This is a genomic window from Micromonospora sp. C97, from assembly GCF_018070385.1.
GTDB classification, from domain to species: Bacteria; Actinomycetota; Actinomycetes; order Mycobacteriales; family Micromonosporaceae; genus Micromonospora; species Micromonospora parva.
This window is the reverse complement of record NZ_JAGPXU010000006.1, coordinates 1-20,366: the sequence shown is the minus strand read 5'-3', so window position 1 is coordinate 20,366 and position 20,366 is coordinate 1. Positions and strand designations below refer to the sequence as shown.

Sequence of the window (20,366 nt, the reverse complement as noted above, 5' to 3'; positions counted from 1 at the left end):
CCTGGGACCGTTCGGTGACAATTGGCACAGCCATCACGACTATCCGTGTTCGTACCGGTTTTTGGGAACGCTTCCATGCGCACCATCACGCATCCCGGCCGAGCGTCGTACGCTTGACGCCACGCCAGCCGGTGAACCTCACTTTTGCCATAACGGACGCGAATACACCCCCCGGAGTCGCCGCCGTGTCGACCATCCCCTCCTCCGCCCCCAGCGCCGTCCCCGCCACCGACGCGGTGCCGCTGCCGACGCGGGAACCTGACGCGGCCACGCTGGCCCGGGCCGACGCGGCCACGCTGGCCCAGGCCGACGCGGCCACGCTGGCCCAGGCCGACGCGGCCACGCTGGCCCAGGCCGCCGAGCGGGCGGCGGGCGACCTGCTCGCCCCGCCGGCCCGACACCGGCTGGCCGACGTCGTCCCCGCCCCGCAGCAGGTCCAGCCGGACCCGACCGGGGACTGGGTGCTGCCGGCCGAAGCGGTCATCGTGGCCACCGCCGACCCCGCCGCGCTGGCGGTCGCCGAGCAACTCGCCCACCTCCTGCGTCCGGCCACCGGCTACCCGCTGCCGGTCACCGACGCCACCACGCCGGAGCCCGCAGGTGGCATCGCGCTGGTGCTGGACGACACCGTCGACCTCGGCGCGGAGGGTTACCGGCTCGACATCACCACCGACGGGGTACGCGTCACCGCCAGCACCGCCGCCGGCCTCTTCTACGGCGTACAGACGCTGCGCCAACTGCTACCGGCGGCGATCGAGAGCCGCGACCCGGTCACCGAACGGTGGGCGCTGCCCGGCGGGACGATCACCGACGCACCCCGGTTCCCCTACCGGGGCGCGATGCTCGATGTCGCACGGCACTTCTTCGCCGTCGAGGACGTGCTGCGGGTGGTCGACCACCTGGCCCGCTACAAGCTCAACCATCTCCACCTGCACCTCACCGACGACCAGGGGTGGCGCATCGCCGTCGACTCCTGGCCGAAGCTGACCACCCTCGGCGGGACCACCGAGGTCGGCGGCGGCCCCGGCGGGCACTACACGAAGGCCGACTACACGCGGATCGTCACCTACGCGGCCGACCGCCACATCACCGTCGTCCCGGAGATCGACCTGCCGGGGCACACCAACGCGGCGCTGGTCGCGTACCCCGAGCTGGCACCCGACAAGATCGCGCCGCCGCCGTACACCGGCACCGAGGTCGGTTTCAGCTACGTCGACCCTGCCGACGAGCGGACGTACGACTTCGTCGCCGACGTCCTGGGCGAGCTGGCCGCGCTCACCCCCGGCCCCTGGTTGCACGTCGGCGGCGACGAGGCGTTCAAGGTCAAGGGCGAGGTCTACACCGGTTTCGTCGAGCGGGTCCAGCGCATCGTGGCCGGCCTCGGCAAGACCGTCGTCGGCTGGCACCAGCTCGCACCGGCCGCCCACCTCGACGGGCGGGTCCTGCAGTGGTGGGGCACGAACGGCGAAGACCCCACCACCGCCGAGGCCGTACGTCGTGGCGCTCGGCTGATCATCTCCCCCGGCAACCACGCTTACCTGGACATGAAGTACGCCCCGGACACCCCGATCGGGCACGACTGGGCCGGACTCATCGACGTACGAAAGGCGTACGACTGGGATCCCGGCACGCACGTTGCCGACGTACCCACCGAGGCGGTACTCGGGGTGGAGGCCCCGCTCTGGACCGAATCGGTCACCTCGCTGGCCGACATCGAACTCCTGCTGCTGCCCCGGCTCCCCGCCATCGCCGAGCTGGGCTGGTCGCCCCGGGCGACCCACGACTGGAACGGCTTCCGCGACCGCCTGGCGGGCCACGGCCCACGCTGGGAGACCGCCGGCATCACCTTCCACCGCGCGCCCGAAATCCCCTGGTCCACCACACCGGCCATCCCGACACAGCGCAACGTCCCCCAAAAGGACACCACCAAGCCCTGACCTCCGCCCCGACCCGGTCCACCCCAACCCGGTCCGCCCCAACCCGGTCCGCCCCGGCACGGTCCGCCCCGGCACGGCCCGCCCCGGCACGGTCCGCCCCGGCACGGCCCGCCCCGGCACGGCCCGCCCGACGCGCCCCGGTGCGTCCGCCCAGCTGCGCCCCGGCACGTCCGCCCTAGCGCGTTCCGCCCAGGCGCCGTCCGCCCCGCCGGCTCGCCCCGTCGCGCCCCGCCCCGCCGGCCCGTCCAGGCGCGGCCCGCCCGCCCCGGTCCGCCCAGGCGCCGTCCGCCCCGCCGGTCCCCCAGGCGCCGTCCGCCCGGCCCGACCGACCCAGGCGCCGTCCGCCCGCCGGTTCGCTGAGGCGCGGCCCCGCCCCAACCCGCCCCGCCCAGGCGCGGTCCGCCCCACCCGGTCTGCCCGGCGCGGTCCGCCCAGGCGGCGTGAACGGCGCAGAACGGGCGTGATCCACTCGGGTTTCATGAAGTCGGGGCGTCCCGGGCCCCGGGACAGCGCGCTTTTCAGGAACCCGAGTCGATCATCCCGTTCGTCCGTCATGTCGGGGCATCCCGGCGGGCACCGGTGTCCGGTTTGGGTGGGGGTGTCGGGTGGTCGGGGCCACCCCGCGCGTGGAATCGGGGGCCGGGCGGGGTCGTTATACCTGGCAGACCACCGCGCCCCCGCCGGCCGGTGGAGAGCAGCCGCCGGGAACACCCGCCCGGCCACCCCGGTTACATCCCCCGCACGGCCAAGCACCACCGGCCAGCCCCGGGCACGCCGAACCAGCCAGTCCCCGAGCACCACAACAGGGCCGGCGGGCCGGCGGAATGACCCGCCACCGCGAACCGTTACACCCTGTCCCGACGCCGACCCCTCAGCGGGTCGCCGGGCCCCCGCGAACCTCCCCGCACCGCCACGCACCCCCGCGTTCAGTGCCGTGCGGTTTCCCCCGATGCAGAGGAGCACGCCATCATGCGTACCGATCTGATCCGTAAGACCGCCCTGACCGCCGCCGGTCTCGCCTTCACCGGCGGCGCCATCGCCGGCCCCGTCACCACCGCCTTCGCCGCCCCGAACACCAGCAAGCCGGCGTCGCAGACCCAAACCGACCGCAAGCCCGCCGGTGAGCGTCAGCTCGGCGTGCGCTACGAAGCCCAGCCGAACTTCTACTACTGCGGCCCCGCCGCCGCCCGTAACGCCCTGTCCGTGCAGGGCAAGGACATCAGCGTCGACGCCATGGCCAAGGAAATGGGCACCACCGAAGCCGGCACCAACTCCATCAACGACATCACCCCGGTGTTGAACAAGGAGACCGGTAAGAACGACGCCTACCGGTCGGTGGAGATCAGCACGCCCGCCGCGGATGACAAGCAGACCGACCAGCTGCGCGCCGACGTTGTGAAGACCGTCGACGACGGCCGGGCCGTGGTCGCCAACATCGCCGGCACCACCACCGACACCGACGGTGGTATCCACTCCTTCGAGGGCGGGCACTACATCAGCGTCGTCGGCTACCGCGACAACGGCAACACCGTCAAGATCGCCGACTCCGCCAACCCGAACACCGCCTCCTACGAGGTCACCGTCGAGCACCTCGCCGACTGGATCGCCACCCGCGGCTACGCCACCAGCTGACCCGCACCACACCAACACCGAAGGGCCGGACCCCACCACGGGGCCCGGCCCTTCAGCATGTCCAGGCCGCGCCCCGCGCCCCGCGCCCCGCGCCCCGCGCCCCGCGCCCCGCGCCCAAGATCCTCACAACTTCCAGGATGATGTTGCTGCCTCAGACACGCAGGAGACACCATCCTGGAAGTTGCGCGCATCATGGCAACGAGCGCCCGGGGCGAGCCCTTTGGTTGGGGTCACGGATCCTTTGGAGCTGATGTCGTAGACGAATCAGCGTCGCGACGGCATCCAGGGCATTGCGGTGGCAGCACTTGGTCCTGCTGCAAGGGCCGCACGAGGGCAACCCCGCGCGAGGGCAATACCGCACGCAGGCAACGCCGTGCGGGGGCGAGCCGCACCCAGGCGACGCCTTGCCGGGGCAACACCGTGCGGGGGCAACACCGTGCGGGGGCAACACCGTGCGGGGGCAACACCCCACCCAGGCAACGCCGTGCGGGGGCAAACCTCACCCAGGCAACGCCGTGCGGGGGCAACCCCGCCCGCAGGCAACGACGGGGTATTGGTGGCCGTAGAAGTTCGGCGGCAGCGCCGAGCAGCGCACTCCGAGCTGAGGTCATGACGAGCTGAGGTCATGACTCGTTTACGACATCAGCTCTACAGCCTGCCGTACACCTATGTCCGTCCCCCTGCGCCTGGCGCGACCTGGTTGCGCGCCCCGGCAGAGACGCGCCCCCTGCGCCCGGCGCGACCTGGTCGCGCGCCCCGGCAGAGACGCGCCCCCTGCGCCCGGCGCGACCTGGTCGCGCGCCCCGGCAGAGACGCGCCCCCTGCGCCCGGCGCGACCTGGTTGCGCGCCCCGCCGGAGACGCGCCCGCCGACGGCGACCCGTCGCGGACCGAGGGTTCAGCCGCCGGAGTCGTCCATCTCGGCGCCCTCGGGGACGGTGTCGTCGTCCCGGCTGGCCAGCCAACCGTCTGGCAGTGCGACCTTGCCCGGCGAGTTGGTGCGCCCGCGCGGCTGCCCGAGGGCGGTCACCGGGAACGGCTCCGCCGGGTCGAGCTTGCCGAGCAGGTCGTCGAGCTGGGCCAGGCTTTCGATCATCGCCAGGGAGCGGCGCAGCTCGCCGCCGACCGGAAAGCCCTTGAGATACCAGGCGACGTGCTTGCGGAAGTCGGTGCAGCCGTCGCGTTCGCCTCGGGCCGGGTTGCGCGCGCCGGCGCTGAACTGGTCGACCAGCAGTTCGGCGTGCCGCCGCATGGTCACCGCCACCTCGCCGAGGGTGGGCAGCCGCCGCTCCGGCCGACCGTTGAAGGCGGCTTCCAGGTCGGCGAAGAGCCACGGCCGGCCCAGGCAGCCGCGCCCGACGACCACGCCGTCGACGCCGGTGTGGGCCACCATCCGCAGCGCGTCGTCGGCCTCCCAGATGTCGCCGTTGCCGAGCACCGGCACGTCGAGGGCCTGCTTGAGGGTGGCGATCGCGTCCCAGTCGGCGGTGCCGGAGTAGCGCTGCGAGGCCGTTCGCCCGTGCAGGGCCACCGCGGCCACGCCGGCGTCCTGGGCGGCGAGCCCGGCTTCGACGTACGTCAGGTGGTCGTCGTCGATGCCCTTGCGCATCTTGACCGTGACGGGCACCCCGGACGGCGCCGCGGCAGCCACCGCGGCCCGCACCAGCCGCGCGAAAAGCCGGCGCCGCCACGGCAGCGCCGCGCCGCCGCCCCGCCGGGTGACCTTGGGTACGGGGCAGCCGAAGTTGAGGTCGATGTGATCGGCCAGGTTGCGCTCGACGACGATCCGCACGGCGGCGGCGGTGATCTCCGGGTCGGTGCCGTAGAGCTGGAGGCTGCGGGGCTTCTCGTCGTCGCCGAACGCGATCATGCGCAGCGTCTTCGGGTTGCGCTCGACCAGCGCCCGAGTGGTGATCATCTCGCAGACGTAGATGCCGCCGCCCTGCTCACGGCAGAGCTGGCGGAACCCGACGTTGGTGATCCCGGCCATCGGCGCGAGCACGACAGGCGGCCACACCTGGTGCTGGCCGAGAGTCAGCGGGCGCAGCGCCGGCACGGTCGAGGCAGTCACCGCACAAGTGTACGGGGCCCCGACCGGCGCTGATCGCGTCGGCCGAGGCCCCGTGGGCGGAGTCTCAGCAGCCCGGGAGTCGCTCGATCAGGTAGCGCTCGACCTGGTCCAGGGAGACCCGCTCCTGGGCCATGGTGTCCCGGTTGCGCACCGTCACGGCGTTGTCGTCCAGGGTGTCGAAGTCGACGGTGACGCAGAACGGGGTGCCGATCTCGTCCTGCCGGCGGTAGCGGCGGCCGATCGCCTGCGAGTCGTCGAACTCCACCACCCAGCGCTTGCGCAGCAGCGTGGCGAGGTCCTTCGCCTTGGGCGACAGCGCCTCGTTGCGGGACAGCGGCAGCACCGCCACCTTGACCGGGGCGAGCCTCGGGTCGAACCGCATCACGGTGCGCTTGTCCACGCCGCCCTTGGTGTTCGGCGCCTCGTCCTCGTCGTACGCCTCCAGCAGGAAGGCGAGCACCGCCCGGGTCAGACCGGCGGCCGGCTCGATGACGTACGGCATCCACCGCTCGCTCTTGCTCTGGTCGAAGTACGACAGGTCGACGCCGGAGTGCTTGCTGTGCGTGGAGAGGTCGAAGTCGGTGCGGTTGGCGACACCCTCCAGCTCGGCGAACTCGGTGCCGCCGAACTGGAAGCGGTACTCAATATCCACAGTCCGCTTCGAGTAGTGCGACAGCTTCTCCTTGGGGTGCTCGTACAGGCGCAGGTTGTCCGCCGAGAGGCCCAGGTCGAGGTACCAGTTCCAGCGCTCCTGGAGCCAGTACTCGTGCCACTGCTCGTCGGTGCCCGGCTCGACGAAGAACTCCATCTCCATCTGCTCGAACTCGCGGGTCCGGAAGATGAAGTTGCCCGGGGTGATCTCGTTGCGGAACGACTTGCCGGTCTGCGCGATGCCGAACGGCGGCTTCTTGCGGGCGACCGTCTCGACGTTCTTGTAGTTGACGAAGATGCCCTGCGCGGTCTCCGGGCGCAGGTAGTGCAGCCCTTCGTCGCTCTCCACCGGGCCCAGGTAGGTCTTCATCAGGCCGTTGAACATCTTCGGCTCGGTGAAGGTGCCCTTGTTGCCGCAGTTGGGGCAGTTCAGCTCCGACAGGGAGGTGAGCGGCTTGCCGTGCTTCTCGGCGTACGCCTCCTCAAGGTGGTCCGCGCGGAACCGCTTGTGACAGAACTGGCACTCGGTGAGCGGGTCGACGAACTCGGCGATGTGGCCGGACGCCTCCCACACCTTCCGGGCCAGGATCACGGCGGAGTCCAGGCCGACGACGTCGTCGCGCTGCTGGACCATGGTCTTCCACCACTGCCGGCGGACGTTCTCCTTGAGCTCCACGCCGAGCGGACCGTAGTCCCACGCCGATCGGGTGCCCCCGTAGATCTCACTGGAGGGGAAGACGAAGCCTCGGCGCTTGGCGAGGCTGACGACGGCGTCGATACGGTCGGCTGGCATGTTTCCTCCTACGCCGGCTGGCGGTCGGCGGGGGCGAGATGTGGATGGAACGGTCGGTTCGGGGACCACGGTACGACGATCGACCCCCCGAGCCCCAGCAGAATACCGGGGACGGGTCAGCTGACCTCGCAGACCTCCACGCCGCCGGTCTGACCGTCCTGGCCGAGGCTGACCTGTTGCCGCTCCCGATCGCCGCCGGCAAGAGTCACGTCGACCGGCACGGTCAGGTAGGTGGTGTCCACCTCACCCACCCGGAACGCGGTCACCTGCGGCTCGGCGGCGGCGCGCCGCTCGAACTCCGGCCGGGACTCACGCCGCTGCGCGTCGTCGCAGAGCTGGTCGTACGCCCGCCCATAGTCCCGCTCGACCAGCGCCTGGTAGTAGTCGCCGGTCACGGTGCGGCCCTGTTCCCGGATCGCCTGGACTCCGCTGACGGCCAGGCCGACGACGGCGGTGCCACCCCCGCCGCAGCAGAGCGCCACGGCGAGCGCGCCGACGCCGAGGCCGATCCAGAGCCGGGTCCGGCGGCCCTCGGTGGGGGGCGCGGCGAACGGCGGAGCCACCCCGGGACCGGGTGGCGGGGCGGGTGCGGTCATAGGAGCAGCGTAGTGTCCGGCGGCTCAGCGGTAAGGACCCGCGGCCCGATCACTCTCGGCGACGACCACGGCCCCGCCGGGGGCGGCGGTGGCCAGTGCCTCGTAGGCGGAGGGTTCGTCGATCGACTCCGCGAGCAGCGGTACGGCGCTGACCTTGACCTCGAAGGCGCCCAGGGCCCGCCGGTAGGTGCCGACCGACTCCCATTCGGTGACCAGTGACCAGTGCCGGGGGTCGTCGAGTGCCCGGACCAGTTGACCGCGCAGGTAGCCGGGCCGGGCGGCCAGCGCGGTGAGGGCGGCGTGCGCCCGTTCGGTGAAGTCGTCGGCGGTATCGACGTCGACCACGAACCGGTTGGTCACCAGCACCGGGGGTTCCTCCTCGTAGAGTCTGTGGGATGCAGCGTACGCAGCGCCCTCTGCTCGCCCGGTTGGCCGGGGCGAACCCGACGTCGGTGTTCCTGCTCACCCTGGTGGTGGTGCTGGTGGCGTTCTTCACGCCCGGGGTGATCGGCGGGCTGCTGACGCTCGCGCTCGCCGGGGTCCTGATCGCCCTGTTGGCGACGACCTGGGCGGTTCAGGCGCCGCAGACCCGGCTGATCCGGCTGGTGATGCTCACCCTGCTGGTGACGGTGGGTCTCGCGAAGCTCCTCTGACATGCAATCATGCGTTTTTGACAATCATTATCGTTGCCACGGACAGTTGACGACATGACCAACCGCACCACGTACCGTGTCCTGGCCGCCGCGACCGCCCTGCTCACCCTGGCCGCCGGGGCCGGCTGTTCCTCCAGCGGCGCCGGCGCCGACCCGCAACGAGTCGACGTGGTGGCCGCGTTCTACCCCCTCCAGTTCCTGGCCGAGCGGATCGGCGGCGACGCGGTCCGGGTCACCAACCTGGCCAAGCCCGGCGCCGAGCCGCACGACCTGGAACTCAACCCGAGCCAGGTCGGTGAGGTCAGCGACGCCGAGCTGATCGTCTACCTCAAGGGGTTCCAGCCGGCGGTGGACGACGCCGTGGCCCAGAACGGCGGCGACCGGGCGTTCGACGTGACAAGCGTGCAGCCGCTGCTGGACGCGTCCGCCGGCGGCCACGACCACGAGGGCGAGGAGGGGCACACCGAGGAGAGCGGCGGCAAGGATCCGCACGTCTGGCTCGACCCGACCCGGTTGGCCGGCATCGGCGACCAGCTCGCCCAGCGACTCGGCACTGCCGACCCGGACCACGCCGCCGACTACACCGCCCGGGCGGCGGCCCTGCGCGCCGATCTGACGACGCTTGACGACGAGTTCAAGCACGGTCTGGCGACCTGCCAGCGGCGGGAGATCGTGACCAGCCACGCCGCCTTCGGCTACCTCGCCGACCGGTACCAGCTCGACCAGGTCGGCATCACGGGACTGAGCCCCGACGTCGAGCCCTCGCCGCAGCGCCTCGCGCACGTGATCGAGGAGGCGAAGGAGCACCAGGCCACCACGATCTTCTTCGAGACCCTGGTCAGCCCGAAGGTGGCCGAGACCATCGCCGGTCAGGTCGGCGCGAAGACCGCCGTGCTCGACCCGATCGAAGGGCTCGCCGCCGGCAGCGACGGGGACTACCTTTCGGTGATGCGCACCAACCTGCGGACCCTGCAGACCGCCCTGGGCTGCTCGTGACCTCACCTGTCATCACCGTCGAGCACGGGGTGGTCGGCTACGACGGCCGCCCCGTGCTCCGGGACATCTCGCTCACCGTGAGCGCGGGCGAGGTGGTCGCGATTCTCGGCGCCAACGGCTCCGGCAAGTCCACCCTGATCCGCGCCGTGCTCGGCCTGGTGCCGATCAGCGCCGGCTCGGTCACCCTCTTCGACCGGCCGTTGCGCCGTTTCCGACAGTGGGCGCGCATCGGGTACGTCCCGCAGCGCCTGGGCGCCGGCGGCGGCGTGCCGGCCACCGTCCGCGAGGTGGTGGCCTCCGGCCGGCTGGCCCGTCGAGGGGTGCTGCGTCCGCCGGGTCGGGCCGACCGGGCCGCCGTCGACGCGGCGCTGCGCGCGGTCGGGCTCGCCGACCGGGCCGGCGACCCGGTGTCCACGCTCTCCGGCGGCCAGCAGCAGCGCACCCTGATCGCCCGCGCCCTGGCCGGCGAGCCGGAGCTGCTGGTCCTCGACGAGCCGACCGCCGGGGTGGACGCGGCCAGTCAGGAGGCGTTCGCCGGCGCGCTGCGCGACTTCGTCGCCCGTGGCGGGACCGTGCTGCTCGTCGCCCACGAGCTGGGCCCGCTGCGCCCGGTGATCAGCCGGGCCGTGGTCGTCCACGAGGGTCGCATCGCCCACGACGGCGCGGTGCCGGACCCGGCCGGCCACCACGCGGAGCCCGACCACGACCACGTGCACCCGCACTGCTACGACGAGCCCGCCGGGCTGTGGAGCAACTGACCCATGGAACTCTTCCAGTACCCCTACATGCAGCGCGCCCTGATCGGCGCGCTGGTGATCGGCCTGGCCGCGCCGGCGCTCGGCATCTACCTGGTGCAGCGCCGGCTGGCGTTGATCGGCGACGGGGTGGGGCACGTGGCGCTGACCGGGGTTGGGGCGGGGCTGCTGCTCAACCGCTCACCGGTGCTGGTGGCGGTGATCGCCGCCACCATCGGCGCGATCGCCATCGAGATCGTCCGCGCTCGCGGGCGTACCTCCGGTGATCTTGCCCTGGCCCTGCTCTTCTACGGCGGTATCGCGGGCGGCGTACTCCTGGTCGGTCTTTCCGACGCGACGAGCGCGAACCTGAACGCGTACCTGTTCGGGTCGCTGACCACCATCTCGCCCGCCGACCTGACCACCATCGCGGTGCTCGGCGCGGCGATCCTGGTCACGATGATCGCGCTGCGCCCGGCGCTGTTCGCGGTGAGCCACGACGAGGAGTACGCCCGGGTCTCCGGCCTCCCGGTCCGCACGCTGAACCTGCTGATCGCGGTCGCCACGGCGGTCACCGTGACCATCGCCATGCGGGCCGTCGGGGTGCTGCTGATCAGCGCGCTGATGGTGGTGCCGGTCGCCACCGCTCAGCAGGTCACCCGGGGTTTCCGCAGCACGATGGCGGCCGCGATGGCGCTCGGGTTGTTCGCCGCCGGCTCGGGTGTCTGGGTGGCGGCCACCGCGGACACCGCGCCGGGCGCGTCGGTGGTGCTGGTGGCGATCGCCTCGTTCCTGGTGGTGGCCGTGGCGGGCGGTGTCTGGCGGGTGGTGCGCCGCCGCACGACGCCGACCGCCGCACCGGCACCGGAGCCGCACGAGGTCGTGCTGAGCTGAGCCTGCGCGGTGGACGTCGGTGGTATTGGTTACCGTTGCAGGATGACCAGCGCGACGGGCTACGACGGATTCGACGGGGCCAGCGAGTTGCTCCGCGCCCTGTCCGCGCCCATTCGGCTGGCCATCGTCAGTGAGCTGGCCGGCGGCGAGCGGTGCGTGCACGAGCTGGTCGAGAAGCTCGGGGCCGCGCAACCGCTGGTCTCACAGCACCTGCGGGTGTTGCGCGGAGCGGGCGTGGTGCGCGGCTCCCGCCGAGGTCGGGAGATCGCCTACAGCCTGGTCGACGAACACGTCGCGCACATCGTGGCGGACGCGGTCAGCCACGCCGGGGAGGGATCATGAGCGAGAGCGGCGCCGCGGTGCGCAACACCCGGCAACGCTCGGCGGTGAGCGCGCTGCTGGGCGAGATGGAAGGCTTCCACAGCGCTCAGGACCTGCACGCGATGCTGCGCCAGCGCGGCGAGCGGGTCGGCCTGACCACCGTCTACCGCACCCTGCAGGGGTTGGCCGACGCGGGTGAGATCGACGTGATGCGCCCGCCGGGCGGCGAGCACCTCTACCGCCGGTGCAGCGAGGGGCACCACCACCACCTGGTCTGCCGGGTCTGCGGTCGTACCGTCGAGGTGGCCGGCCCGGCAGTGGAGAGCTGGGCCGACCGGGTCGCCGCGCAGCACGGCTACGCCGACGTCAGCCACACGCTGGAGATCTTCGGCACCTGCCCGACCTGCCCGCGCTGACCGGCAGCGCCGCCGCTGGCGCGACGCTCCGGTGCGGTCGGCGGCCGGTCGCGTGCCGCGCTCACATCACTGCTGCACGGAGCGGGACGTTCGTGGCACGCTGGCCGGCGTGAAAATCTATGCCGATCGGTTTCCGACCGCCGTCCGTCAGGTGCTCACCGACCTGCTCGTCGTCGTCTGGGTGTACGCGGCGATCCGCGGTGCGCTGTGGCTGCACGACCTGGTGCAGAAGCTCGCCGTACCGGGGCAGAAGCTGGAGGGCGCCGGTAGTGGCCTCGCCGACAACCTGGGTGACGCCGGCAGCAAGGTCGGCCGGGTGCCGCTGGTCGGCGACGAACTCACCGCCCCGTTCCAACGCGCCGCCGACGCCGCCCGATCGCTCGCCGACGCCGGCCGCGATCAGCAGCACCTGGTCGACCAGTTGGCCCTCGCCCTGGCCATCGCGGTGCTGATCTTCCCGCTCGGCATCGTGCTCCTCGGTTGGCTGCCGTTGCGGGTCCGCTGGATGCGCCGGGCCGGGTCGGCGGCGAAGCTGGCCGCCGGGCCGGCCGGTCGGGACCTGCTCGCCCTGCGCGCGCTGGCCACCCAGCCGCTCGGCCAGCTGACCCGGATCGGCCCGGACCTCGCCGAGGCGTGGCGTCGCGGCGACGACGCGACTGTCGACGCCCTGGCCGCCTTGGAGCTGCGCCAACTCGGCCTGCGCGGTCGGGGCCGCTAAGGTCGTCGGGTGTTCTACTTCCTCGTCGTCATCGCCGTCCTGCTGCTCGGCTACGCCGCCGTCCTGGTCTCCTTCGTCCGCCGGGGCAAGAAGATCCCGCCTGCGGCGTACCTGGCGCTGGCCGGGCTCAACGGTCTGATCCTGGCGGGGGTGCTGGCCTGGGCGGTCTCCCGCTGACCAACACCGCCGGCTCGACCGGTCGACGACCCGCACCGCCGACCGGCACGGCGGCCAGTCGGCGCGGCGCGGCGCTCACGGCTTCGGGGGGATGCGGCGACGGACGTCCTCGGCGGTGGACGGACCGGGCGACCAGCGGGCCACCCAGGGCAGCTCCTCGGACGGGGTGAGCACACCCTCCTCCAGGCCCGCGTAGCGGCCGGCGAGGATGCGCTTCGCGGCGGCGGTGTCGACCGAGTCGGTGTTGTCCCAGAGTGCGGCGAACAGGGCGTCGACCCGCACCCGCGCCTGCCGGCAGAACAGGTCGGCCAGTTCGACGTTCTCCGGGCGGCTGTCACGTTCGGCGGTGGCCCGGACGCAGACCGCCGACATCGCGAACAACTCGGCGCCGATGTCCACCACCCGGCCGAGGAACGCCTGCTTACGTTCCATCTTTCCCTGCCAGCGGGACATCGCGTAGAACGTCGACCGGGCCAGCTTGCGCGAGGAACGCTCCACCTGGCGCAGGTGCGCGGCGAGCGGGGCGAACTCGGCGTACGCCGAGGGGGTCTGCCCCCGGCCCACGGCGAGGGTGGGTAGCCACTTCGCGTAGAAGGCGCCCGCCCGCGCGCCGGCGCGGGCCTTGCGGCCCAGCCCCGCGTCCGGATCGATGATGTCGCCGGCCACCGACAGGTGGGCGTCGACCGCCTCCCGCGCGATCAGCAGGTGCATGATCTCGGTGGAGCCCTCGAAGATCCGGTTGATCCGCAGGTCGCGCAGCATCTGCTCGACGGCGGCCGGGCGTTCGCCACGGGCCGCCAGCGAATCGGCCGTCTCGTAGCCGCGCCCGCCCCGGATCTGGACCAGCTCGTCGGCGATCTTCCAGGCCATCTCGCTGGCGTACAGCTTGACCAGCGCCGCTTCGATCCGAATGTCGTTGCGGTCGTCGTCGGCGAGCAGGCAGCAGAGGTCGAGCATGGTCTCCATGCCGTACGTGGTGGCGGCGATGAAGGACAGCTTCTGCGCGACCGCTTCGTGCTCGCCCACCGGTCGACCCCACTGGACCCGGTCGGCGGCCCAGCCACGGGCCACGTTCAACGCCCACTTGCCGGCGCCCACGCACATCGCCGGCAGTGAGAGCCGGCCGGTGTTCAGGGTGGTCAGGGCGATCTTCAGCCCCTTGCCCTCGCCGCCGACGACGTTCTCGGCGGGGACGAACACGTCGTGGAACCGGGTCAGGCTGTTCTCCAGGCCGCGCAGGCCGATGAACTCGTTGCGCCGTTCGACGGTGATGCCCTCGCTGTCGCCGTCCACCACGAACGCGGTGATCCCGCCCCGGCGGCCCTCAGTGGCCGGCACCCGGGCCATCACCACCAGCAGGGTCGCCACGATGCCGTTGGTGGCCCAGAGCTTCACCCCGTTGAGCCGGTAACCGGTGCCGTCCTCGGTCGGCTCGGCGACGGTGGCCAGCCGGGCCGGGTCGGAGCCGACGTCGGGCTCGGTGAGCAGGAACGCCGACACCTCACCGGCCGCGAGCCGGGGCAGGAAGCGCTGCTTCTGCTCGGCGGTGCCGAACATCTTCAGTGGCTGTGGCACACCGATCGACTGGTGGGCCGAGAGCAGCGCGCCGATGGCCGGGCTGACCGAGCCGGCCAGCATGAGCGCCCGGCAGTAGTGCAGGTTGCTCAGCCCGAGCCCGCCGTACTTCCGGTCGATCTTCATGCCGAACGCGCCGAGGTCAGCCAGGCCGTGGAACACCGAGTCGGGTATGGAGCCGTCCCGTTCGATGGCGGCGCCGTCCACCTCGGAGGCCAGGAAGGCGCGGAACCGACCAAGGAACTCCTCCGCCCGGGCCACGTCGTCCGGGTCGGATCGGGGCCACGGGTCGATCAGGTCGAGCCGGAAGCGGCCGAGGAACAACTCCTTGCCGAAGCTGGGTCGGTCCCAGGTGGACTCTCGGGCGGCTTCGGCGACCTGCCGGGCCTCCTTCTCGGAGACCTGTCCGGCTTCCGCGGGCAGTGGCGCCGCGGCCTGGGCGGTGGCTTCGGAGTCGGGGCCGTCCGGTGCCGGTCGGCCGTTCTGCGTCGTGGTCACGGCTGCCCCCTCGAAGTTCGGTGCGGCTGCGTCGACGTGTGCGACTACCGTCACGCTACCCCCGGTTGTTACCCGGGGGTAGCGCTGCGTGCGGATCGGTGCGGTCAGCGGCCGTCGATCGTGTCCGGGTCGTCGTCATCGTCGTCGATGTCGTCCTCACCCCAGTTGCGCCGGGCGAACGGCAGGATCATCCAGAACGTGAGGAACCACAGCCCGGTCAGGGCGCTGAGCAGGAAGGCGATCGGCCGGTCCAACACGAAGTCGGTGATCAGCAGGACGGCGCTGACCATCGCGATCAGCATGAAGGCGAGACCGCCGGTGGCCATCCGGTGGGCGAACCGCACCAGTTCGGGCTTACGCCCCTGCCGGAAGAGCGCCCGGTGGAACGCCACCGGCGAGATGATCATCGCGGTGGCGGCGGCCGCCGCGAGCAACGCCACGATGTACACGTCGCGTTGGAACTCGCTGGTCCTGGTGAACCCGTTACTGAACGGCAGGGTGAGCAGGAACGCGAAGAGGATCTGAACGCCAGTCTGAGCGACCCGCAACTCCTGCAGCAGGTCGGCGAAGTTGCGCTGCCAACGCTGCTTCTCGGTCTCCTTGGACACGCGCTACCTCCGGTGAGACGCTACTGCCGGCGGTCCCGGCCGCCGGCAGCAACGCCAATGCCCCACCCGGCCGAGCGCGAAACAGGTTCACGACATCGGCCGTTCATCGCGTGGCAACGTCAGGACCCGCGTCGGATGCGGCCCGCGTACCGGGCTTCCAGCTCGTTGTTGTGCGCGTCGCCGTCGGGGATGTTCGCCGACAGGTAGACCGGGGGCCGCTGCCCCGCCGCCAGCAACCGCGCCACGACCTCCACCGTCACCTGCTGGGCCAGCAACGCCGCGGTGATCGAGGAGACCGCGCCGACCGCGCCACCGCCGGGCAGGGGCAGCGTCGCGTCGCCGTACGGGGCACCGTTGTCGAGCACCACGTCGGCGAGGTCGCTCAGCTTGCGCCCCGACGGGTGCCGGGACGTCATCCGGCCGGAGTGCTGCGCCGAGGTGATCGCCACCAGCCCGTGACCGTGCTCCTTCACCAGCGTGGCGAACTCCACCATCGCGCCGTTGACCCCGGAGTTCGAGGCGAGCACGAAGACGTCGGTGGGGCGAACCGGGGCCAGCTCGTAGAGGCGGTGCGCGACGGCCGGGTCCCGCTCCAGCAGCGGGCCGAGCCGGTCGGCCGGCTCGCCGCCGATCAGCACCAGGTCGCGCAGCGCGATCCGGTTGGTCGGCACCAGACCACCCGCCCGCCCGGCGATCTCCATCGCGAGCGCCTCCGAGTGCCCGGTGCCGAACGCGTGCACCACGCCGTCGGCCCGGACCGCCTCGGCGATCAGGTCGGCGGCCCGCCCCACCGCCTCCCGCTGGCTGGCGGCCACCCGGCCGATCGTCTCGGTCACCACGGCCAGGTAGTCCTCGGCACTCACCGTCATACGTCCTCCGTCGTTCGATTGCCTGCCACTTAGCCGGCCCGGGCCAGGATCGCCTCGGCGAGTGGGGCCGGCGCCTCGTCCGGGATCCAGTGACTCACCCCGGACAGCCGCACGAAGCGGTAGTCCCCGATGACGTTCGGCGCGCACGCCTCGGCGGCGGTCCGGCCGATGGCGACGTCCCGGTCGCTCCAGACGTACGTGGTGGGCACCGTGACCGGGCCGACGCCGGCCAGGTCGGCGCGGGACATCGCCCGGTACCAGTTCAGGGCCGCCGTGAGCGCCCCCGGCTCGCGCATCGGGTCGGCGTACCTGTTCACCCGGGACGCGTCGCCCACCCCGCCGAGCAGCTTGCGCAGCGCGGCGGCGTGCCACGCCAGCAGCACCTTCTCCGCCTTGTCCGGCTTGCGGAACAACGCCATGTACGACGAGCGGGCCTTCTGTCCGCTGTCGGTGCTCAGGGCGTGCGCCATGGCCGCCGGATGCGGCACGGACACCGCGGTCAGTGTGTGGACCCGGTCGGGGTGCCGGGCGGCGACCGCCCACGCCACCACCGCGCCCCAGTCGTGGCCGACCAGGTGCACGGCGTCCAGCTCCAGCGCGTCGAGCACCGCCACCACGTCGGCGACGAGTTCGGGGATGCGGTAGTCGGCCACCGCCGTGGGCCGGGCGCCGGGCGAGTAGCCGCGCTGGTCCAGCGCGTACGTGCGCAGCCCACCCGTGTGCAGCCGCGGCACCACGTCGTCCCACTCACCGCTGTGCTGAGGGAAACCGTGCAGCAGCAGGACGGGCACGCCGTCCGGTGGACCGTCGACTGTCACGTCGAACGTGAGGCCTCGTGCATCAACCCGCATGATCGGAAGCGTACCCAGAAGACGGTGGGCCGGCCGCTCCCGCAGGTCAGGCGCATGCCCTGCTGGGCCCACGACCCGGGTCGGTGTTAGCGTCACCGAGACAACTTCATATCCGACAGGGGAGCGCACAGCGCTGAGAGTGCGGGTACGCCCGCAGACCCTCGAACCTGATCTGGGTAATGCCAGCGCAGGGAGTTCGGTCGACCTCCAGCCGCGCCGCAGTCCGGTGCCACCGGACGCGGCGTGCGTCTTCTCCTGGTTCTCTTCGTTGAACTGGGAGCAATCATGGACAACACCACCAACCGTTGGCGCACCATCGACATCGTGGTCGCCTCGGTGATCGCGGTCGCCTTCGGCGTCATCTTCTGGGCCTGGGGCCTGGTCTGGAGCGCCACCGAGGGCGCGTTCGCCTTCTTCCCGCCGGCGCAGACGCTGCTCTACGGCGTCTGGTTGATGCCGGCGGTGATCGGTGGGCTGGTCATCCGCAAGCCCGGTGCCGCGCTCTACTGCGAGACCGTGGCCGCGGTCCTGTCCGCGCTGCTGGGCAGCCAGTGGGCCGGCACGGTGATCCCGCAGGGGATCGTGCAGGGCATCGGCGCCGAGCTGGCCTTCGCCGCCTTCCGGTACCGGTCGTTCCGGCTGCCGACAGCCGTGCTCGCCGGCGCGCTGACCGGTCTCAGCGCCGCGTTGTTCGACTTCTTCGTCTGGAACGTCGACTACGCGCTGGCCGACTACCGCATCCCGTACGCGCTGCTCACCGTCGTCAGCGCCACCGTGATCGCCGGCGCGGGCGGCTGGCTGCTGACCAGGGCCCTGGCCAACACCGGCGTCCTGGACCGCTTCCCGGTAGGCCGAGACCGCGCCCTGGTCTAACCCCCACCCGATGGCGTTGATCAAGAGGTTTGCGTCAACAGAAGCCGGTTTTCTGACGCAAACCTCTTGATCAACGTGGATGAGGCGGGGCTGGACAGGTTGGGAGGGGGTTCGGTGGGCGCTGTGGTGTTGCGGGGGTTCGGGTGGCGGCACGCCGGGCGGCGGGCCTGGGCGCTGCGCGGGGTCGACCTGCGCATCGAGGTCGGGGAACGGGTGCTGCTGCTCGGGCCCTCGGGGGCCGGCAAGAGCACCCTGCTCAGCGCGCTGGCCGGGCTGCTTCCCGACGACTCCGGCGAGCAGGAGGGCACCGTCGAGATCGACGGGCTCGACCCGCGCAAGGGGCGGGAACGGGTCGGCGTCGTCTTCCAGGACCCGGAGACCCAACTGGTGATGGCCCGCTGCGGCGACGACGTCGCGTTCGGGCTGGAGAACCGGGGGGTACCTGCCGACGAGATCTGGCCCCGGGTCGACGAGGCCCTGCACCGGGTCGGCTTCCCGTACCCTCGGGACCGCCGCACGGCGGCGCTCTCCGGCGGCGAGCAGCAACGCCTCGCCCTGGCCGGCGCGCTGGCCCTGCGCCCCGCCCTGCTGCTGCTCGACGAGCCGACCGCCAACCTCGACCCGGCCGGGGCCGACCTGGTCCGGCACGCGGTGGCCGGCGCGCTGGACGTCGACACCACGCTGATCCTGGTTGAGCACCGGGTCGCCGAGGCGTTGCCACTGGTGGACCGGGTGGTCGTCCTGGAACCGGGAGGCGGCGTCCGCGCGGACGGCACCCCCGAGGCGGTCTTCGCCGCCCACGGCGCCGCCCTGGCCGCCGAGGGCGTCTGGGTGCCCGGTCACCCCATCACGCCCCGGGCCGCCACCGCCGGGCCCGGGGAGCTGTTGCTCACCGCCGACCAGGTCGGCCTGCCACCCCGGCTGGGCGACACCAACCTGTCGGTACGCGCCGGTGAGGCACTCGCCGTACGCGGACCCAACGGTGCCGGCAAGTCCACCCTGGCGTTGCTGCTCGGCGGTCTGCTCCGGCCGGGCAGTGGGCGGGTCACCGCGTCCGCCGAACTGGCCGGCCCGGACCACCGCACTCCCCCGCATCGCTGGCGGGCGCCCGCGCTGGCCCGGCGGATCGGGTCGGTCTTCCAGGATCCGGAACACCAGTTCGTCACCAGCACCGTCTTCGACGAGCTGGCGCTCGGCCCACGCCGCACCGGTCAACCGGAGGCGGTGGTCAACGAGACGGTGGCCGGGCTGCTGGAACGGCTGCGGCTGGCCCGACTCGCCGCCGCCAACCCGTACACCCTCTCCGGTGGTGAGGCGCGGCGGCTGAGCGTGGCGACCGCCCTGGCCACCGCGCCCCGCCTGTTGATCTGCGACGAACCCACCTTCGGCCAGGACCGGCGGACCTGGCGGGAGTTGGTCGACCTCTTCGCCGACCTGCGCGACGCCGGGCACGGGGTGGTCACCGTCACCCACGACGCGGACTTCGTCGCCGCGCTCGCCGACCGCACCGTCACCCTGCACCGCGCCCCGGACGACCATCGATGATCAGCATCGAGCCGGTCGCCGCGCCGGACGCGCCGTTGGCCCGCCGCAACCCGGTGGCGAAGGTCGCCGCCGCACTCGCCTTCTCGTTCATCCTGCTGGCCACCCTGGACCCGGTCGCCCCGGCGATCGCCATCGCCCTCGAACTGGCCGTGCTGCCGCTGTTCGGCATCCGCTACCGGGTACTGGCCCGACGGGCCTGGCCCCTGCTGCTCAGCGCCGCCGGCATCCTGGTCACCCTGGTGCTGTTCGCCGCCGACCGGTCCGGTCGGGTCCTGCTGGACGCGGGGCCGGTGCTGGTGAGCACCGGCGTGCTGCTCACCGCGCTCGGCCTGGTGCTGCGGGTGTTCGCGGTGGCGCTGCCCGGCGTGATCGTGTTCGCGACCACCGACCCCACCGACCTGGCCGACGCGTTGATCCAGAACGCGAAGGCGCCGGCCCGGTTCGCCATCGGGGCGCTGGCCGCGTTCCGGCTGGTGCCGCTGCTCGGCCAGGAGTGGCAGATGATCAGCATGGCTCGGCGTGCGCGCGGCGTCGACGCGGGACGCAATCCGGTGGCGAAGCTGCGGCTCTTCACCTCCACCGCGTTCGCCCTGCTGGTAGGGGCGATCCGTCGAGGCACCCGGCTGGCCGTGGCGATGGACGCGCGTGGCTTCGACGCCGGCACCCCCCGTACCGTCGCCCGCCGGCAGCACTTCACCCGCGCCGACGCGCTCCTCATCGCCGGGGCCGTCATGCTCGCCGCAGCAGCCCTGACCACGAGCATTCTCCTAGGCACTTTCCGCCCCCTGATCAGCTGACCCCACCCGCCGCGCGCCGCGCACTCACCGCGCGGCGCCGCCCGGCTCTGGCGCCTGCCGGCGGCAAGATCCGCACAACATCAGGGATGTAGTGGCCTCGCTGCCGACGGAGACCACTACATCCCTGATGTTGCCGTCACCACCCACCACCCACCACCCACC

Annotated in this window: 21 protein-coding genes and 1 riboswitch; of the genes, 13 read left to right on the top strand and 8 right to left on the bottom strand. The window is 72.3% G+C overall.

Going from position 1 to position 20,366, the window contains the following annotated elements:
* Positions 1-185 precede the first annotated feature (185 nt).
* Both KBX26_RS11200 and KBX26_RS11195 read left to right on the top strand, forming a co-directional pair.
* Entirely contained in the window at positions 186-1,937 is a 1,752-nt protein-coding gene (locus KBX26_RS11200) for a beta-N-acetylhexosaminidase (RefSeq protein WP_374224268.1), read from the top strand.
* 969 nt (positions 1,938-2,906) lie between these two features.
* Positions 2,907-3,569 (top strand): C39 family peptidase, encoded by a 663-nt coding sequence (locus KBX26_RS11195; RefSeq protein ID WP_210865380.1) that lies wholly within the window; start codon positions 2,907-2,909, stop codon positions 3,567-3,569.
* A gap of 897 nt (positions 3,570-4,466) precedes the next feature.
* Here KBX26_RS11195 and dusB read toward each other — a convergent pair.
* The 4 genes from dusB to KBX26_RS11175 form a co-directional block, all read right to left on the bottom strand.
* Positions 4,467-5,639 carry a tRNA dihydrouridine synthase DusB gene (gene dusB, locus KBX26_RS11190; protein WP_030338204.1) on the bottom strand — a complete coding sequence of 391 codons (1,173 nt, stop codon included), beginning with the start codon at positions 5,637-5,639 and terminating at the stop codon, positions 4,467-4,469.
* A 64-nt stretch (positions 5,640-5,703) separates the two neighbouring features.
* Positions 5,704-7,083, bottom strand: coding sequence for a glycine--tRNA ligase (locus tag KBX26_RS11185; RefSeq protein WP_030338202.1), 1,380 nt, complete (start codon positions 7,081-7,083; stop codon positions 5,704-5,706).
* A 116-nt stretch (positions 7,084-7,199) separates the two neighbouring features.
* Positions 7,200-7,679 (bottom strand): hypothetical protein, encoded by a 480-nt coding sequence (locus tag KBX26_RS11180; RefSeq protein WP_030338200.1) that lies wholly within the window; start codon positions 7,677-7,679, stop codon positions 7,200-7,202.
* 24 nt (positions 7,680-7,703) lie between these two features.
* Positions 7,704-8,045 carry an antibiotic biosynthesis monooxygenase gene (locus KBX26_RS11175; RefSeq protein ID WP_030338198.1) on the bottom strand — a complete coding sequence of 114 codons (342 nt, stop codon included), beginning with the start codon at positions 8,043-8,045 and terminating at the stop codon, positions 7,704-7,706.
* Between the two features lie 29 nt (positions 8,046-8,074).
* On the opposite strand from KBX26_RS11175, the gene KBX26_RS11170 reads away from it, so the two are divergent.
* The 8 genes from KBX26_RS11170 to KBX26_RS11135 all read left to right on the top strand — a co-directional run bounded on the left by KBX26_RS11170 (position 8,075) and on the right by KBX26_RS11135 (position 12,588).
* On the top strand, positions 8,075-8,332 hold the full coding sequence (locus tag KBX26_RS11170; protein ID WP_030338196.1) for a hypothetical protein: 258 nt from the start codon (positions 8,075-8,077) through the stop codon (positions 8,330-8,332).
* Positions 8,333-8,386: 54 nt separating this feature from the next.
* Positions 8,387-9,328, top strand: coding sequence for a metal ABC transporter substrate-binding protein (locus KBX26_RS11165; protein ID WP_030338195.1), 942 nt, complete (start codon positions 8,387-8,389; stop codon positions 9,326-9,328).
* A complete protein-coding gene (locus KBX26_RS11160; RefSeq protein WP_210865379.1) occupies positions 9,325-10,086 on the top strand; it encodes a metal ABC transporter ATP-binding protein in 762 nt (253 codons plus the stop codon). Before KBX26_RS11165 ends, KBX26_RS11160 begins: the two co-directional genes overlap by 4 nt.
* 3 nt (positions 10,087-10,089) lie before the next feature.
* The gene (locus KBX26_RS11155; RefSeq protein ID WP_030338190.1) at positions 10,090-10,956 is read left to right on the top strand and encodes a metal ABC transporter permease; all 867 of its coding nucleotides are present in this window, start codon (positions 10,090-10,092) and stop codon (positions 10,954-10,956) included.
* 42 nt (positions 10,957-10,998) lie between these two features.
* Positions 10,999-11,298 carry a metalloregulator ArsR/SmtB family transcription factor gene (locus KBX26_RS11150; protein WP_030338189.1) on the top strand — a complete coding sequence of 100 codons (300 nt, stop codon included), beginning with the start codon at positions 10,999-11,001 and terminating at the stop codon, positions 11,296-11,298.
* On the top strand, positions 11,295-11,693 hold the full coding sequence (locus KBX26_RS11145) for a Fur family transcriptional regulator (RefSeq protein WP_030338188.1): 399 nt from the start codon (positions 11,295-11,297) through the stop codon (positions 11,691-11,693). Before KBX26_RS11150 ends, KBX26_RS11145 begins: the two co-directional genes overlap by 4 nt.
* A gap of 109 nt (positions 11,694-11,802) precedes the next feature.
* Entirely contained in the window at positions 11,803-12,411 is a 609-nt protein-coding gene (locus KBX26_RS11140; protein ID WP_210865378.1) for a hypothetical protein, read from the top strand.
* 9 nt (positions 12,412-12,420) lie between these two features.
* Complete coding sequence (locus KBX26_RS11135) at positions 12,421-12,588, top strand: hypothetical protein (protein ID WP_167337361.1); 168 nt, start codon at positions 12,421-12,423, stop codon at positions 12,586-12,588.
* Positions 12,589-12,663: 75 nt separating this feature from the next.
* Here the strand turns inward: KBX26_RS11135 and KBX26_RS11130 are convergent, their stop codons facing one another.
* The 4 genes from KBX26_RS11130 to KBX26_RS11115 all read right to left on the bottom strand — a co-directional run bounded on the left by KBX26_RS11130 (position 12,664) and on the right by KBX26_RS11115 (position 16,989).
* A complete protein-coding gene (locus KBX26_RS11130; RefSeq protein ID WP_210865377.1) occupies positions 12,664-14,661 on the bottom strand; it encodes an acyl-CoA dehydrogenase family protein in 1,998 nt (665 codons plus the stop codon).
* A 104-nt stretch (positions 14,662-14,765) separates the two neighbouring features.
* Positions 14,766-15,269, bottom strand: coding sequence for a DUF6328 family protein (locus KBX26_RS11125; RefSeq protein WP_030338176.1), 504 nt, complete (start codon positions 15,267-15,269; stop codon positions 14,766-14,768).
* Positions 15,270-15,388: 119 nt separating this feature from the next.
* A complete protein-coding gene (locus KBX26_RS11120; RefSeq protein ID WP_030338174.1) occupies positions 15,389-16,138 on the bottom strand; it encodes a sugar isomerase domain-containing protein in 750 nt (249 codons plus the stop codon).
* A 29-nt stretch (positions 16,139-16,167) separates the two neighbouring features.
* On the bottom strand, positions 16,168-16,989 hold the full coding sequence (locus KBX26_RS11115; protein WP_210865376.1) for an alpha/beta fold hydrolase: 822 nt from the start codon (positions 16,987-16,989) through the stop codon (positions 16,168-16,170).
* Between the two features lie 107 nt (positions 16,990-17,096).
* A riboswitch (TPP riboswitch) is annotated at positions 17,097-17,201 on the top strand.
* 73 nt (positions 17,202-17,274) lie between these two features.
* Between KBX26_RS11115 and KBX26_RS11110 the strand changes: the two genes are divergently transcribed.
* The 3 genes from KBX26_RS11110 (at position 17,275) to KBX26_RS11100 (ending at position 20,204) form a co-directional block, all read left to right on the top strand.
* A complete protein-coding gene (locus KBX26_RS11110) occupies positions 17,275-17,862 on the top strand; it encodes an ECF transporter S component (protein ID WP_030338170.1) in 588 nt (195 codons plus the stop codon).
* Between the two features lie 114 nt (positions 17,863-17,976).
* On the top strand, positions 17,977-19,407 hold the full coding sequence (locus tag KBX26_RS11105) for an ABC transporter ATP-binding protein (protein ID WP_030338169.1): 1,431 nt from the start codon (positions 17,977-17,979) through the stop codon (positions 19,405-19,407).
* On the top strand, positions 19,404-20,204 hold the full coding sequence (locus KBX26_RS11100; RefSeq protein ID WP_030338167.1) for an energy-coupling factor transporter transmembrane protein EcfT: 801 nt from the start codon (positions 19,404-19,406) through the stop codon (positions 20,202-20,204). The genes KBX26_RS11105 and KBX26_RS11100 overlap by 4 nt, the downstream gene beginning before the upstream one ends.
* Positions 20,205-20,366: the final 162 nt, after the last annotated feature.